12 protein-coding genes are annotated in these 15,114 nt (G+C 44.7%); 5 read left to right on the plus strand and 7 right to left on the minus strand.

The window, feature by feature from the left end; translation table 11 throughout:
• The first annotated feature begins 138 nt into the window (after nt 1-138).
• The 4 genes from clpB (at nt 139) to AC5JPO_RS00640 (ending at nt 7,897) form a co-directional block, all read left to right on the plus strand.
• Entirely contained in the window at nt 139-2,736 is a 2,598-nt protein-coding gene (gene clpB, locus AC5JPO_RS00625; protein WP_443526300.1) for an ATP-dependent chaperone ClpB, read from the plus strand.
• Nucleotides 2,737-2,939: 203 nt separating this feature from the next.
• On the plus strand, nt 2,940-4,205 hold the full coding sequence (locus tag AC5JPO_RS00630) for a PQQ-dependent sugar dehydrogenase (RefSeq protein ID WP_493852069.1): 1,266 nt from the start codon (nt 2,940-2,942) through the stop codon (nt 4,203-4,205).
• Nucleotides 4,206-4,371: 166 nt separating this feature from the next.
• Nucleotides 4,372-6,015 carry a BCCT family transporter gene (locus tag AC5JPO_RS00635; protein ID WP_493852068.1) on the plus strand — a complete coding sequence of 548 codons (1,644 nt, stop codon included), beginning with the start codon at nt 4,372-4,374 and terminating at the stop codon, nt 6,013-6,015.
• 229 nt (nt 6,016-6,244) lie between these two features.
• A complete protein-coding gene (locus AC5JPO_RS00640) occupies nt 6,245-7,897 on the plus strand; it encodes a BCCT family transporter (protein ID WP_493852999.1) in 1,653 nt (550 codons plus the stop codon).
• Between the two features lie 128 nt (nt 7,898-8,025).
• Here AC5JPO_RS00640 and AC5JPO_RS00645 read toward each other — a convergent pair whose 3' ends face one another.
• The 7 genes from AC5JPO_RS00645 to AC5JPO_RS00675 form a co-directional block, all read right to left on the minus strand.
• Nucleotides 8,026-8,370 carry a hypothetical protein gene (locus tag AC5JPO_RS00645; protein ID WP_493853000.1) on the minus strand — a complete coding sequence of 115 codons (345 nt, stop codon included), beginning with the start codon at nt 8,368-8,370 and terminating at the stop codon, nt 8,026-8,028.
• 215 nt (nt 8,371-8,585) lie between these two features.
• A complete protein-coding gene (locus tag AC5JPO_RS00650; RefSeq protein WP_493853001.1) occupies nt 8,586-8,945 on the minus strand; it encodes a DUF3144 domain-containing protein in 360 nt (119 codons plus the stop codon).
• A 75-nt stretch (nt 8,946-9,020) separates the two neighbouring features.
• Entirely contained in the window at nt 9,021-10,187 is a 1,167-nt protein-coding gene (metK, locus tag AC5JPO_RS00655) for a methionine adenosyltransferase (protein WP_493853002.1), read from the minus strand.
• Between the two features lie 162 nt (nt 10,188-10,349).
• Complete coding sequence (locus AC5JPO_RS00660) at nt 10,350-10,946, minus strand: DJ-1/PfpI family protein (RefSeq protein WP_493853003.1); 597 nt, start codon at nt 10,944-10,946, stop codon at nt 10,350-10,352.
• Between the two features lie 154 nt (nt 10,947-11,100).
• Complete coding sequence (gene nth / locus AC5JPO_RS00665; RefSeq protein WP_493853004.1) at nt 11,101-11,796, minus strand: endonuclease III; 696 nt, start codon at nt 11,794-11,796, stop codon at nt 11,101-11,103.
• A gap of 91 nt (nt 11,797-11,887) precedes the next feature.
• Entirely contained in the window at nt 11,888-12,775 is an 888-nt protein-coding gene (locus AC5JPO_RS00670; protein WP_493853005.1) for an RnfABCDGE type electron transport complex subunit B, read from the minus strand.
• Nucleotides 12,776-13,183: 408 nt separating this feature from the next.
• The gene (locus tag AC5JPO_RS00675; RefSeq protein ID WP_493853006.1) at nt 13,184-14,074 is read right to left on the minus strand and encodes a LysR family transcriptional regulator; all 891 of its coding nucleotides are present in this window, start codon (nt 14,072-14,074) and stop codon (nt 13,184-13,186) included.
• Between the two features lie 93 nt (nt 14,075-14,167).
• On the opposite strand from AC5JPO_RS00675, the gene AC5JPO_RS00680 reads away from it, so the two are divergent.
• The gene (locus tag AC5JPO_RS00680; protein WP_319050478.1) at nt 14,168-15,097 is read left to right on the plus strand and encodes a DMT family transporter; all 930 of its coding nucleotides are present in this window, start codon (nt 14,168-14,170) and stop codon (nt 15,095-15,097) included.
• The last annotated feature ends 17 nt before the right edge of the window (nt 15,098-15,114 follow it).

Here is a 15,114-nt window from a genome sequence, read left to right on the forward strand (position 1 = left end):
TATCATTGTTTTTAGTAAGGTTTTATGGCGTAACTGTCTTGAAATAATTGTATATATACCTTATATAAATGACAGATAACAGAGGGCACTAGCGTCTAAAATGACCTCTGATAATACGAATTATAAAAGGATATACATATGAGATTTGAGAAATTCACTCAAAAACTGCAGTCCGCCATTCAAGAAGCACAGAGCCTAGCGTTAGGTCGCGATCATACCGGTATCGATCCTGTGCATTTGCTTGGCGTACTACTGCAAGATGAGTCTAATTTATCTATCTGTCAGCAAGCGGGTGCTTCTATTCCAGCGCTAAAAAATGGCGTTGCCAAGGCATTAGACAATCAGGCGACTATTTCGGAACCGACAGGTGACGTCAATCTAAACCCAAACTCGGTTAAAATCTTGAACTTGGCAGATCGTCAGGCTCAAAAAGAAGGCGATGATTTTATCGCGACTGAATGGGTGATGTTGGCACTCGCTGAGCAAGGCGAAACCAAAAAGATATTTGAAAGTGCCGGCGTAACGGCTAGCAAACTAAAAGCGGTCATTGAGCAGCTACGCGGTGATGATACGGTCAATAACCAAAACGCAGAAGATCAGCGCGATGCACTCAATAAATATACGATCAATCTGACTGAACAAGCAGAGCTGGGTAAACTTGATCCAGTAATCGGTCGTGACGAAGAGATTCGCCGTACTATTCAGGTACTGTCGCGCCGTACCAAAAACAACCCTGTACTCATCGGTGAACCAGGTGTCGGTAAAACCGCCATCGTAGAAGGATTGGCACAAAAAATCATTAATGGTGACGTACCAGAGGGTCTGCGCCGCAAAGAAGTGCTGTCGTTAGATCTAGGGGCGCTCATTGCAGGGGCAAAATTCCGCGGTGAGTTCGAAGAACGACTCAAAAGCGTATTGAGTGACTTAGCGAAGCAAGAAGGTAACGTCATCTTGTTCATCGATGAGCTACATACGATGGTCGGTGCGGGCAAATCAGAAGGCGCGATGGATGCAGGTAATATGCTAAAGCCAGCACTGGCACGCGGTGAGCTGCATTGTGTTGGAGCTACGACGCTGGACGAGTACCGTAAGTATATCGAAAAAGATGCTGCTCTTGAGCGTCGTTTTCAAAAGGTTTTGGTTGATGAGCCAACGGTCGAAGATACCATCGCGATATTACGCGGTCTAAAAGAGCGTTACGAGCTGCATCACGGCGTCGATATTCAAGACAGTGCCATCATCGCAGCAGCACGTATGAGTCATCGCTATATCACCGATCGCAAGTTGCCAGATAAGGCGATTGACTTGATTGATGAAGCAGCCAGTCGTCTGCGTATGGAGATGGACAGCAAGCCTGAGTCATTAGGTAAGCTCGATAGCCGCCTCATTCAGTTAAAAATGCAGCGTGAAGTGCTCAAAAATGAAGAAGACGCTGGTGCACAGGCCGAGCGAAAAGTGCTCGATGCCCAAATAGCTGAATTGGAAAAAGAGTATGCTGATCTCAATGAGGTTTGGCAAGCAGAGAAGGCATTGGTCAAAGGCAGTCAGCAGCTCAAAGACGAGCTGGACAAAGCCCGTATCGCCTATGATAAAGCCAGCCGTGAAGGCGACTACGAGACCATGAGTAAGCTGCAATACGAAACTATTCCGCAGCTTGAGCGTCGTATCCATGAGTCTGACTTGGCTGAGCAAAAAGAGCAGACAGGTGAAGGTAGCGGTGTCAAATTACTACGGAATAAGGTAACAGACAACGAAATCGCAGAAGTCGTGGCAGCGGCAACGGGCATTCCAGTCAGCAAAATGATGCAAGGTGAGCGTGATAAGATGATAGCCATGGAAGAAAAGCTCCATGAGCGGGTCATCGGTCAGAACGAAGCGGTCGAAGCCGTTGCAAACGCGGTACGTCGTAGCCGTGCGGGCTTGTCTGACCCCAATCGTCCTTCTGGTTCGTTCTTGTTCTTGGGACCTACGGGTGTTGGTAAAACTGAGCTCACCAAATCACTGGCAAACTTCCTATTTGACTCTGAAGAGGCGATAGTACGTATCGACATGAGTGAATATATGGAAAAACATAGCGTCAGCCGCCTAGTTGGTGCGCCTCCAGGTTATGTCGGTTACGAAGAGGGCGGCACATTGACGGAAGCGGTACGCCGCAAACCGTATAGCGTTATACTCTTCGATGAAGTGGAAAAAGCCCATCCCGATGTGTTTAATATCTTACTGCAAGTGCTGGATGATGGTCGCTTGACTGACTCACAAGGACGGGTGATAGACTTCAAAAACACCGTGATTATCATGACCAGTAACTTAGGGTCGCATAAGATTCAAGAGATGGTAGGTGAGAGCTACGATGATATCAAGGCAGAAGTGATGGATTCGGTTGGGCAGCATTTCCGTCCAGAGTTCGTCAACCGTATTGATGAAATTGTGGTCTTCCATCCGCTTGGTATGTCGCAGATGGCAGGTATTGCCGACATTCAATTAGATCGCTTGCGTCAGCGCATTCAAGAGCGTGAGATGGATATTGAGCTATCAGCCGATGCGATGAATAAATTGGTGGCAGTAGGGTATGATCCAGTTTATGGCGCGCGCCCACTCAAACGTGCCATCCAGCAAGAGATCGAAAACCCTTTGTCATTGAAGCTACTGGCGGGCGATTTCGTTGCGGGTGATATCATCAAAGTTGATGTTGGCGCAGATGACAAGCTGACTTTTGACAAGCTAAGAATGAGCTAATCACTTTAACGTTGACGCTTGTTTGACCTCATTATGTGCGCTAAATCAACCCTTTATCTACAATCGTAGGTAAGGGGTTTTTCGTTTAGACAATTATTTTACGCTACGATTCTTTTACGTTTTAAATCTCTCTTAACTATCAGGACTGTGCTATAAATAAATGACTAGCAATATAAGCGCAAACCTAATAAAGAGGAAAAACAATGACAACTCATATCGAGCGTATTAATAAACCTTTAGCATTGCCACTAGTAATCGCAGCTTTACTGTTCAGTACTGCAGCTTGCTCTAACTCTTCAACAGTAAACACCAGCAACAAAGTGACAGAGTATAAAGAAGTGCAAGTGCCTAAAGCGGATATGCAGGTAAGCGATGCTCAGGTCAGTCTAGAAAAGCCTGAGTTTACAACAAAGTCAGTGGCCACATTTGATGAGCCTTGGGCCATGGCCGCACTACCCAGTACCACCAACAAATCGCCACAGCTACTGGTCACCCAAAAAACAGGCGAGTTATTCATTGTGGATACCGCAACAGGTAGCAAAACACAGGTCGGAGGCGTACCTGAAGTTGCTTATGGTGGGCAAGGTGGTTTAGGAGACATTATACTAGCCCCAGACTTTGCGACTTCTAATGCTGTGTATCTAAGCTATGCAGAAGCAGGGACGGGAAGTGAGAGCAATACATTTGGTGCAAAAGTTATTAAGGCGACGCTCGCAGGACTAGATACTAATACGCCCACACTACAATCTATCACGCCCATTTGGGAGCAGTTTCCAAAAGTGACAGGACAAGGGCATTATAGTCATCGATTGCTATTTTCGCCGGATGGACGTTATCTATATATCAGCTCAGGCGAACGCCAAGACAAAGAACCAGCACAAGATATGAGCATGAATTTGGGTAAAATCATTAGACTTTATGCTGATGGTTCTGTGCCAAAGGACAATCCATTTGTCAGTGACAGCAATGACATTGCCTCTCAGTTCTGGACAATGGGCAATCGCAATGTACTTGGCATTAGATTTGATGAAAATGGCAGGCTTTGGGCCAATGAGATGGGGCCAAAGGGTGGTGATGAATTTAATCTGATTGAAAAAGGAAAGAACTACGGCTGGCCGATTGTCTCAAATGGTCGCAATTATTCAGGTACACCAATCCCAGACCATGACACTCGTCCTGATTTTGAGATGCCTAAAATTACATGGACGCCTGTTATCTCACCATCTTCACTCAGTCTATATACTGCTGGTAGCCATAACGACTTCCCAGCATTGCAAGGTGATTTTTTGATCAGTGGCTTGTCCTCGAAGGCGCTTATCGTAGTGCGTGTCAATGAAGATAATAGTGCTACTGAGCGTTATCGTTATGATATGGGTGAGCGTATTCGTAGCGTGATGGCAGTCGATGGGCAAGTGTGGGCGCTAGAGGATGGTGATGGCGGACAACTACTCAGATTAATGCCTAAATAGTCATTGGATTAGATGATTTATGGTTATGATTTTATGTAGTTATTCTAAAATAAGCATCAAATCTTTTAGAATAAACAAAAGGTTTTATCAAGTTTTATTTTGTAATTGATTGATAGTTAAAGCCTATTTTGTTAAGGTAATATTCCTTGAATTTTGAGACTTGCACATGGAAGAAGTAAAAGTAGGTAGATTGGGGCCTTTTCCACGGGTGAGCAAACCTGTGTTTATTACATCGTCACTGTTGATTATTGGATTTATTATTTTCGGTGCGCTTTTCACCGAAACAGCAGGGGCTGTCTTTAGTTTTTTACAGAACTTTATTACTGATAAGTTCGGTTGGCTATTTATTATATTAGTCAACGTCGCGCTTATACTTTGTGTTTACTTGGCAATGAGTCGCTACGGCGATATTAGGCTTGGTAACCAAACGGAGCGACCACAGTACAATCTGTTTTCTTGGATTGGTATGTTATTCTCTGCAGGTATCGGTATTGGCCTAGTATATTGGGGTACAGCGGAGCCGTTGTATCACTTTATGGCACCGCCGATGGGTGAGGCTGAGACAGTAGAAGCAGCCAAGCAAGCGATGAATATCTCGTTTATGCATTGGGGACTACATGCTTGGGCAATCTATACAATCGTAGCGCTGTCGTTGGCCTATTTCCATTTCCGCCGCGGTCTACCGTTATCGATTCGCTCCACTTTGTATCCTTTACTGGGTAAAAGAATTTATGGCCTATGGGGTCACACTGTTGATATCTTGGCTGTGTTCGGTACGATGTTTGGGGTGGTTACCTCGCTCGGACTTGGCGTCATGCAGATCAACTCCGGACTAGAAAAGCTGTTTGGTACGCCAAATAGTCTGACAGTACAGTTTGGCTTGATTGCCTTCATCACAGCGCTAGCAGCGGCTTCCGTTATGATGGGTCTGGACAAAGGTATCAAGCGTCTTAGTGACATCAACATCGGTTTTACAGTTGTATTGCTCGCGTTTATGGTTATTTTAGGACCAACGCTATTTATCTTTGATAGCTTTATCGAAAACATCGGTAACTATCTGACCGCGATTGTACCACTAGGTACATGGGGCGAGTCTTATAGCGAAACGGATTGGCAGAGCGGCTGGACAGTGTTCTATTGGGCATGGTGGGTTAGCTGGGCACCATTCGTTGGTATCTTTATCGCCCGTATTTCTCGTGGTCGTACCATTCGTGAATTTACGCTTGGCGTATTGTTAATCCCAATGCTTATCTTGTTCTTCTGGTTTACGACTTTTGGCGGCGTTGCTATTCACATGGAGCTTGCTTCTGCTGTGACAGGTATCAGCCCAGGGTTGGTCGAAGCGGTACAAGCAGACAGTGGTAGTGCTATCTTTAAATTGGTTGAGTACTATCCGTTGGCAAAACCTATCACGCTATTGATTGTGGTTATGATCATGCTATGGTTTGTGACCTCATCGGATTCAGCCAGTTTTGTTATCGATATGCTGACAGCTGGTGGTGATACCAATCCACCAAAAATTCAGCGTTTGTTTTGGGCAACGACAGAAGGCATTATCGCGGCTATATTGTTAGCAGCTGGCGGACTTTCTGCCCTACAGGCGGCAGCTATCGTCGCAGGCTTACCGTTTGCTCTAGTGATATTTGTCATTATGTATGCGTTACTGCGCGGGCTCAGCCGAGATCGTCTGATTCTATACCGTGCGCAGCAGCAATTTATCACAGATGAGTCAGCAGATCATAACTCTGCTAACGAGTTCGTCGATGAGCATTTACTCAAAGGTCCACCTAAGATTGTAAAAGGTGACTAAGCAGTAAAGTCGTTATTCAGGTTGTTCAGAGAAGCCCCAATTCAATAAATTGGGGCTTTTTTATTGGTGTCTACAAATGAGGATTATTTAGAATAAATGAACCCCAGTTAAAACAGCTACCAAAGTGTCGATACCATACCTATACATTAGCGACTGTTTTTTGAGTGTTATATTTGATAATTGGCTCATACCTTGGTATGGTTACGCACTTTTTTTTGGGGGAATACCTATGGATCATGTAAAAGTTGGCCGAGTAGGCCCTTTTCCGCGGGTAAGCAAACCTGTATTTTTGACGTCAGCAATATTGATACTTGCTTTTATTATCTTTGGCGCGTTATTCAACGAGCAAGCAGAGATAGTGTTCAATCAAGCAAAAGCATTTGTCTCTTTGCGCTTTGGTTGGTTCTTTATTGTCGTGGTCAATTTAACATTGGTCATGAGTATTTATATGATATTTAGTCGTTATGGCGATATCAGGCTTGGTCATCAAAACGAGAGACCTGCGTACAATCTTGTTTCTTGGGTTGGTATGTTGTTTTCGGCAGGCATCGGTATTGGGCTGCTATACTGGGGTACCGCTGAGCCACTGTATCACTTTATGGCACCGCCGTTAGGAGAACCAGAAACTGTTGCTGCAGCAAAACAAGCGATGAACATCTCGTTCCTTCATTACTGTTTTCATGTATGGGGGCTTTATGGCATGGTCGCGCTATCACTGGCATATTTCCATTACCGGGTAGGCTTACCACTGGCTATACGCTCAACCTTGTATCCAATGTTGGGTAAAAAGATCTACGGTGGTTGGGGTCATACGGTAGATACACTAGCGGTATTCGGTACGATGTTTGGGGTAGTCACGACGTTAGGTCTTGGTGTCCTACAGATCAATTCAGGTCTTGAGACCTTATTTGGTATCCCTAATAGTATTACGGTGCAGATTATCTTGATAGGTATTATTACGATGCTAGCAGGGTTGTCTCTATTTGTAGGACTTGATAAAGGTATCAAACGCCTAAGTGATATTAATATATTATTCACTATCATATTACTGAGTTTTGTGATTATTTTTGGGCCAACTCAATTTATTTTTAATAGTCTGATAGAGAATATCGGTAATTATTTGCATCAAATTGTGCCGTTAGGTCTTTGGACAGAGTCTTATAAGGGCGAAGAAAACTGGCAGTCCTCTTGGACGATATTTTATTGGGCATGGTGGATCAGCTGGTCACCATTCGTTGGGGTGTTTATTGCCCGTATCTCTCGAGGACGCACCATTCGTGAGTTCATATTAGGAGTGCTGTTCATCCCTGTCACGATTTTATTTTTATGGTTTACCGCATTTGGTGGTTCTGCAGTAAATATGGAACTTATGGCAGCAGCAGATCCCAGTATTGCTAGTCCAGGACTTATCGAGGCGGTACAAGCAGATACAGGTAGTGCTATCTTTAAGTTGATGGAGTCTTATCCGCTAACGGGCGCGGTCAATTTGCTTATCGTAATAATGATTGTATTGTGGTTTGTCACGTCATCAGATTCAGCCAGTTTCGTTATCGATATGTTGACATCAGGTGGCGATACCAACCCGCCAAAAATCCAGCGTTTATTTTGGGCAGGCTCTGAGGGCGTTATCGCTGCAGTATTATTAGCAGCAGGGGGTTTGAGTGCACTACAAGCTGCCTCTATTGTCTCAGGTTTCCCATTCGCTATTGTAATCGTCGTGATGATGTATTCTTTATTACGTGGCCTGAGCCGAGATCGTTTGATACTGTATCGCAATCAGCAGTGGTTCACTACCGAAGAGTCAGCAGAGCACAACTCTGCCAATGAATTCCGTGACGAAGAGTTGTTAAAAGGACCACCAGCCATTGAAAAAGAAGTTTAATTCTTAGATTGACTGTTTTAATGTTAATGGTGCCATTGGTCTTCGCCGCCATAAAATACCCAGCTTGTGACAGCTGGGTATTTTTATGCGGGTTTGAATAGATATCGCTACTAGTCATGCTATAGCGGTCACTTACATTCACCTTCTGTATAACCGGTGGCCTCAGGTAGATTGCAGGCCGAACAGGCATTGCCTGCAGTACGGTAGCTTATCATTGAGCCTGTTTGAGTCTTTACACAGACAGGTTTATATTGCATGGTGCACATGGTGTTGTTAGAGGTAGAAGCTGGGCATTGGGTGAACGTATTTCCAATATTGTCCGTGCCTGACTGAATAGGTACAACGCTATAAGGAGTATAGCTACAACCTGTTAGTGTTAGTAAAAAGACAAGAGCGAGTGACAAAATAAGCCATGATGATTTAAACGGGTTAGCGAATGTTAAGAGTGGTAATTGAGGTAGATTATGTTGCATGAGACTGCTTCCTTGTTTGTGTCGTTCGATAGCGTCCTGTTATCGCCTATGAATTATATAGTGAAACCGCTAAATCGTATAATAGCCAATCTATAACTGTTTACTCAATGATCTGTCACAAAAAACCCAAGCTTAATAAGCTTGGGTTTTTATTTAGTGAAGACTATTTTTATACTATCCTGCTAGATATAAGCTTCTAGGAGGATAAGACCCACTTATTCAGCTGGTTTATCATCTTGGTTTAGCTGCACATACTTATCGAAGTTTTGCGCATAATCTGTCAAGTTGTCGCTTAGCATCTGGCGATACTGTTTGACATAAAACTCAACGATATCGTCTTTTTCTTTGGCGAAATCATCGCCTTTGACAAAGCCAATAGAAGCAACTGATGCGCTGTAGCGAGCAGCTGCATACAACAGAGAAGCGCCTACTTGTCCTGAATGGGCATCAGGACCTAACTGGCTGTTTGCAATGCCAATAATGGCGTCCGCACGCTGATAAAACGCCTGCATTTCAGGAGTAATTTCGACATTGCCGTCTTGAGTGTTGCCATCTTGAATATTGTCTTGAGACATAAGCTGCTCCTAGTAATAAGTGTCGGTAATTTTTAGTATATAAAATGGGTTATAAAGCCCCCAAAGCAGTGACGCCTATAATCCAGCGTCAGCTTTTAAGACTTCAGCTTTGTCTGTTTTTTCCCACGTAAAAGCAGTCTCTGAGCCTTGACGACCAAAATGTCCAAAGGTAGACGTTTGCTGATACATAGGTTGTAGTAAATTCAACATACGAGTAATACCATAAGGACGCAAGTCAAAATGAGTACGAATCAGGCGGATGATTTCATCATTGCTGATTTTATTCGTCCCAAAAGTATTGACTGAGATAGAGGTTGGCTCAGCCACCCCAATTGCGTAGCTGACCTGTATCTCACAGCGATCAGCAAGACCGGCGGCGACGATGTTTTTGGCAACATAACGTACCGCGTAAGCGGCACTGCGATCTACTTTTGAGGGATCTTTGCCACTGAATGCACCGCCACCATGACGTGCCATACCGCCATAAGTATCTACAATGATCTTACGACCCGTTAGACCAGCATCACCGACAGGACCACCAATCACAAATTTACCCGTTGGATTGATATGATAGCGTGTACCAGCATGTAACAGATCAGCTGGTAGTACCTGCTTGATAATAGACTCCATCACCGCTTCTTGTAAATCTGATTGCGAGATACTTGGGTCATGCTGTGTCGATAGAACGACTGCATCGATAGCGACAGGACGATTGCCATCATATTTTAGAGTGACCTGTGCTTTAGCATCGGGGCGCAACCACGGTAGATCGCCTGCACGGCGCAGCTCAGACTGACGCTCCATCAGACGGTGAGCATATTCGATAGGGGCGGGCATCAATACGTCAGTTTCATTACTGGCATAACCGAACATTAAGCCCTGATCGCCTGCACCTTGCTCTTCAGGATCGCTACGATCGACACCTTGGGCGATCTCAGGAGACTGCTTGCCTAGCATGTTGATGACGGCACAAGTCTCGCCATCAAACCCTAAATCTGAATGATGATAGCCAATACCATTAACCGTATCACGAACCAGACGCTCTAAATCGATGTTTGCTGTTGTGGTGATTTCGCCAGCAAGGATGACTGCGCCTGTTTTTACTAAAGTTTCGCAAGCTACGCGAGCATGCAGGTCTTCACGTAAGATAGCATCGAGGATAGCGTCTGATATTTGATCAGCCATTTTATCAGGATGGCCTTCGCTCACAGATTCTGAGGTAAATAAGTTGTATTCACGCATAATGGGGTCGCTTAATTGCAGGGACTGTAGTCGACAAACTCAGTCATTATTAAATGTATAGAAAAATGAAAGACGAAAACGAATCAAAAAATTAGCATATTTTACCGTGTATCGAGGTAAAACTCTAGCAATGTATGGTGTTGTGAGGTAACTGGTGATGGATTAAGGGCAGTAAAAGTCATCAATGTCGCTATTTTCTTGCCAACGAAATTCAGTATGTTGGGCGACTTGGTAGGCTTTCTCGACACCATGTCTATCAGCGATAAAACCAAGTGCCATATCCATGCCTGCGCTAACCCCTGACGAGGTATAAAACTTACCATCAATGACCCAGCGGGCTTGTTCGACCCAATCAACTTTATCCGACTGACAAGTCACCCATTGCCATGCCATTTTATTAGAGGTAGCACGCTTACCATTTAACACACCGCTTTTTGCTAACAAGGCGCTACCAGTGCAGACGCTCAGTACCCAATCAGCCTCATCAGTGATAGTTGTTAGCGTTTGCAAAAAGGAGGGGTCGTAGACCAGCTGCCGCGTGCCAAACCCGCCGGGTACCAAAACAATATCCGTCTGATGAGCTAACTCGCTGACAGCGACTGTTTCCATAGCCACGCCATGCTTACTACGAATGATGCCACCAGCCATCGAAGTAAATTGAATACGATAATGCTCAGGTAAGCTCCCAAACATCTCAACGGGTCCGAATAAATCCAAGGTCTCAAAATCATCGAACACTAGCGCGGTAATCGTACGCATGTGGCACCCTTATTTAAAAGTATCTCTTATAAAGTACAGCTATCGTATTATGGCAGCTTGTCACACCATATCATGACATGTCATCACACCATCAATACTTTATCGGTCCATAAAAGTAAAACACAGTGATCAGACGGCAAACAATCAATGGTCATTATAGTTCTAAAAATTTAGCTTTGCCTTTGAACATGCACTCCTCATAGACAGGGCAAGCACCGCATTTGGGTGTGCGTGCTTGACAGGTATAGCGCCCGTGTAAAATAAGATAATGATGGGCGTCAACTATGAAGTCATCGGGTATACGTTCAACCAGTTTATTTTCGACGATTAGCACGTTTTTACCAGTAGCAAGACCGGTACGATTACCCACCCGAAAAATATGCGTATCAACCGCCATAGTAGGTTGACCAAAAGCGGTGTTCAACACCACATTGGCGGTTTTACGTCCAACGCCGGCTAGTGATTCTAAATCTTTGCGATTATCAGGGACGGTGCTATTGAATTTCTCAATCAAATCGCGGCAGGTTTTGATGACGTTTTTAGCCTTGGCATTGTATAAGCCAATATTTTTGATATAAGATTTGAGACCCTCTTCACCTAGCGCTAGTATCGCCTCAGGTGTATTTGCCACAGGATATAGTTGCTGAGTAGCAATATTAACGCTCACATCGGTGGCCTGTGCGGATAAAATGACCGCAATCAGCAGCTCGAAGTTACTCTTATAATGCAGTTCAGTGACGGGCTCATCGATGGCCGCTTCCAACTTTTCGAAGAATGGACGCACATCGCGATTGGGCATTCGTCGCGAGGGTGGGGTATCAGCTGTCTTATGTTTGACCGTTTTACTCATGGTGTTATGGCTATTATCTAATGAAGTGAGTATGCAAAATTATATGATAGTAAGACCAGTTATATTACTCATTAAGGTATCAATCACGTAATCACAAGGCTATTTGCAATGAGTCTAGCTCTGCTTGCAGCGCTTCAAGCTCTACTTGCTTTTTGTCGTTAGCACGGACGCTGAGTTGTTTCTCTAATTTTTTGATTTTGGTACGTAGTTTGGCAGCTGCAATGGTGTTTTTTGCTTGTGCTTCGCTGATGTTTAGAGACTGGCTCGCTGCATTATTCAGTTTGGCTTCGACCATACTGACCACAGGTCTGCTATTGCTGGTATCAGCCAGTTGCTCTGTCACACGTTTGAGATGCGTGTGGTAGCGCTGTCTCAAATCTTCTTGTTCGGCCAGTCTTTCAGGTGCAGATACTTCGCGATCAATAGTGACTAGATCGATGCAGTCGACAGGGCAGGGCGCGATACACAGCTCGCAGCCCGTACACAAATCGGTAAAGATCGTATGCATGTGTTTGCCCGTACCGACAATAGCGTCGACTGGGCACGCTGGGATACACTTGGTGCAGCCAATACAGTCGTCCTCACGGATGACCGCACGAACCTCTGTTGGACGACCAGATGTCATATCTATCGGCCACTGTGAGGGCGCAGCGCTCAGGGTATGGCTCTGAGTGTCTATCCCAATCGTCTGAGCGATCGCATCAGTCACTGGCTGACCACCAGGCACGCATTTGTTGTACGCCTCTCCCTCCAATACGATAGCAGCTGCATACGGCAGGCATCCGTCTGGATGCTCACAAAGTCCGCATTGTGTTTGCGGTAGACAAGCATCCACGCGTGCAATTTTTGTCTGTATCTCAGCGGGCAGGGTATCGATATGTAGTGATTTAAACAAAATCGGTAAGTCTGTCAAACGTGTCTGCTCAGCATTTTTAGTGACACGTGATGCTGCTTGTGGATAGTCGTCGGTCTGAGACATGGTATTACTGGCCTTAATGTCAGTCATTGTCAGTAGTGTCATTGATAGGGATTAATAGGTAGATAAGTAACGACTTGTCGGATGTGCTATAGACATATCACAGGTCTAACTAGCAGTATCATACGTTTAATAGCTAACCAGTCTATCTATGCGGTTTATCTACACAATCTATAATAATCGCTCTTGTCTTGCGCCGCAAAAGATTAACATATTTGTAGTCGTAAAACATCCTGATCAAATACCAAGATAGCAACACTAAAAAGACAGCATTACCAAAAAAACAGCACTGCCTTAAAGCCACAGCATCCTCAAAAAGTATAAGCCCAAACCTAACGATGACAATTTAATGCCATCGGCTCAAACCTAATAATGCTAATAGGTATTACAAAACAAGTGTTTGCGTAGCGCTTATTTGCCAAAACGTTTGAGGATAAAATCAATTAATAAATGCATACGATGAGGCATGTTATCACGGTCACGATAGAGCATCTGGCAGCCTCTTGGCTGATTGTTCCATTCAGGCAGTACCCACTGCAAACTGCCTGAGTTGATCAAAGGATTTGCATCATAATCAGGAATAAAGCCTAGACCGATACCATCAGTAATAGCTCCAGTCAATAGGCTGATATTATCAACCCTTAGACGTACATCGTTCATGGGCTGGTAGGTGTGTACTTCTCCAGTCATACGATGTTGTAGATGCCAAGTCGACATAGGCGTGCACAGTACCGTAGGATACTTCGCCAAATCGCTAGGCACTTGAATATCAGACACATCGATATTGCTAGCGGCACAAATCATAAAACGAATATGGGTCAACTGTCGTCCAATCCAATGATCGGCACTATGCTCACCAATACGAAAAGCAATATCAATTGCCTGCGCATCAATATCAATGGTTTGATTGGACAAACGTAAATCTAAGTTGATATCTGGATATTGCTTCAAAAAGGCGTTGAAATGCGGCGCTAAAATATCACTACCAAAATTGACAGGGGCGCTGATTCTGATAGTACCTTTGGCTTGGTCTTTATCTTGTAGCAAGCAAGATGCGACATTTTCTAATTCGTCAAAGAGATGAGCACTGCTTTTATAATATTGTTGCCCTGCATGGGTCAGCTGAACACGATGTGCATCACGATTGAGCAATCTCAGTCCCAGATCGGTTTCTAATTTGGCAATGCGGCGGCTCAAGGTGGATAGTGGCATATCAAGCATCACTGAGGCTTGGCGAAAGCTGCCATAGCGTACAACCGCACAAAAGCTGCGCATATCGTCAAGGGAGTAGTTAAATTTCATATTCGGAATCTATGCTCTCGTTATTGCTTCTTTATACCGTATTTAAAATATATACACTGGTGGTTATCTTTTCGCAATTTTTTTGGATGCAATATGAGCCGTTCAGCGAATACCACCGCCGTATTGTGTTTGCTACTGTGCACGTTCTTTTGGGGTGCAAGTTTTCCCGTTGGCAAACACGCTTTGAATGAGGTCAATGCCTTGACTTTGGTCGTGTGGCGTTTCGGTATTGCCTCGGTATGTCTGTACCTCTATGCAAAATACAAGCACATGCCACTGCCAACGCTCACACCAAAACAATGGGCATGGGCGATTGGCGTCTCTATCATCGGTGTTGGCGGCTTAAACTTGGGGCTATTCACAGGCTTGGCGCAGACCAATGCCAATAATGGCGCCTTGATCATGGCGCTGAGTCCGTTGGTTACTTCTTTGATTGGTTCTGTGGCGCAGCGCCAGTTCCCTACGAGAGGCGCATTGTTTAGTTTGGTGGTCTGTCTCTCTGGGGTATTACTGGTACTGACCGATGGCGCATTTGCCAAACTATTAGGGTTTGAGTTCAATCATGGTGATCAAATTATCTTTTTGGGCATGCTGTGCTGGAGTCTATATACCTATCTGACCCAAGGTATCAGTCGCTGGATGCCAATGATTCCTTATACTTTGGTTGGTATGTTATCAGGGCTTGGGGTGATCTCACTTATGGTGCTGTTTAGCGCAGATGTCCATCCTATACAAGAGAGTCTAGCGATCAGTCGCAGTGTCTTTGGTGACCTGATGTTCATTGGTATCTTTGGTACGGTTGGTGGGTATCTACTATGGATTTCTGGTGTTAAGCAAGTAGGCGCTACCAATGCCTCTTTATTTTTCAATTTTGTACCCGTATTTGCCGCGCTCACCGCGTTTGCTTATGGTCAGCAAGTGACTGCTTTGCAATTGTTAGGCATGGCGATTGTGATTGCAGGATTGTTGATACCTAGACTGGTAGAATGGCAGTATCAGCGTGTGGGCTTGCGCAATGCGTGAGCCACTACAGAACTCTC

The sequence above is a fragment of the Psychrobacter sp. H25 genome, assembly GCF_059076335.1.

What these genes read in the sequence shown, in the direction of transcription:
- clpB (WP_443526300.1), top strand. Translation starts at nt 139, where the DNA reads ATGAGATTTGAGAAATTCACTCAAAAACTGCAGTCCGCCATTCAAGAA.
- AC5JPO_RS00630 (WP_493852069.1), top strand. Translation starts at nt 2,940, where the DNA reads ATGACAACTCATATCGAGCGTATTAATAAACCTTTAGCATTGCCACTA.
- AC5JPO_RS00635 (WP_493852068.1), top strand. Translation starts at nt 4,372, where the DNA reads ATGGAAGAAGTAAAAGTAGGTAGATTGGGGCCTTTTCCACGGGTGAGC.
- AC5JPO_RS00640 (WP_493852999.1), top strand. Translation starts at nt 6,245, where the DNA reads ATGGATCATGTAAAAGTTGGCCGAGTAGGCCCTTTTCCGCGGGTAAGC.
- AC5JPO_RS00645 (WP_493853000.1), bottom strand. Translation starts at nt 8,370, where the DNA reads ATGCAACATAATCTACCTCAATTACCACTCTTAACATTCGCTAACCCG.
- AC5JPO_RS00650 (WP_493853001.1), bottom strand. Translation starts at nt 8,945, where the DNA reads ATGTCTCAAGACAATATTCAAGATGGCAACACTCAAGACGGCAATGTC.
- metK (WP_493853002.1), bottom strand. Translation starts at nt 10,187, where the DNA reads ATGCGTGAATACAACTTATTTACCTCAGAATCTGTGAGCGAAGGCCAT.
- AC5JPO_RS00660 (WP_493853003.1), bottom strand. Translation starts at nt 10,946, where the DNA reads ATGCGTACGATTACCGCGCTAGTGTTCGATGATTTTGAGACCTTGGAT.
- nth (WP_493853004.1), bottom strand. Translation starts at nt 11,796, where the DNA reads ATGAGTAAAACGGTCAAACATAAGACAGCTGATACCCCACCCTCGCGA.
- AC5JPO_RS00670 (WP_493853005.1), bottom strand. Translation starts at nt 12,775, where the DNA reads ATGTCTCAGACCGACGACTATCCACAAGCAGCATCACGTGTCACTAAA.
- AC5JPO_RS00675 (WP_493853006.1), bottom strand. Translation starts at nt 14,074, where the DNA reads ATGAAATTTAACTACTCCCTTGACGATATGCGCAGCTTTTGTGCGGTT.
- AC5JPO_RS00680 (WP_319050478.1), top strand. Translation starts at nt 14,168, where the DNA reads ATGAGCCGTTCAGCGAATACCACCGCCGTATTGTGTTTGCTACTGTGC.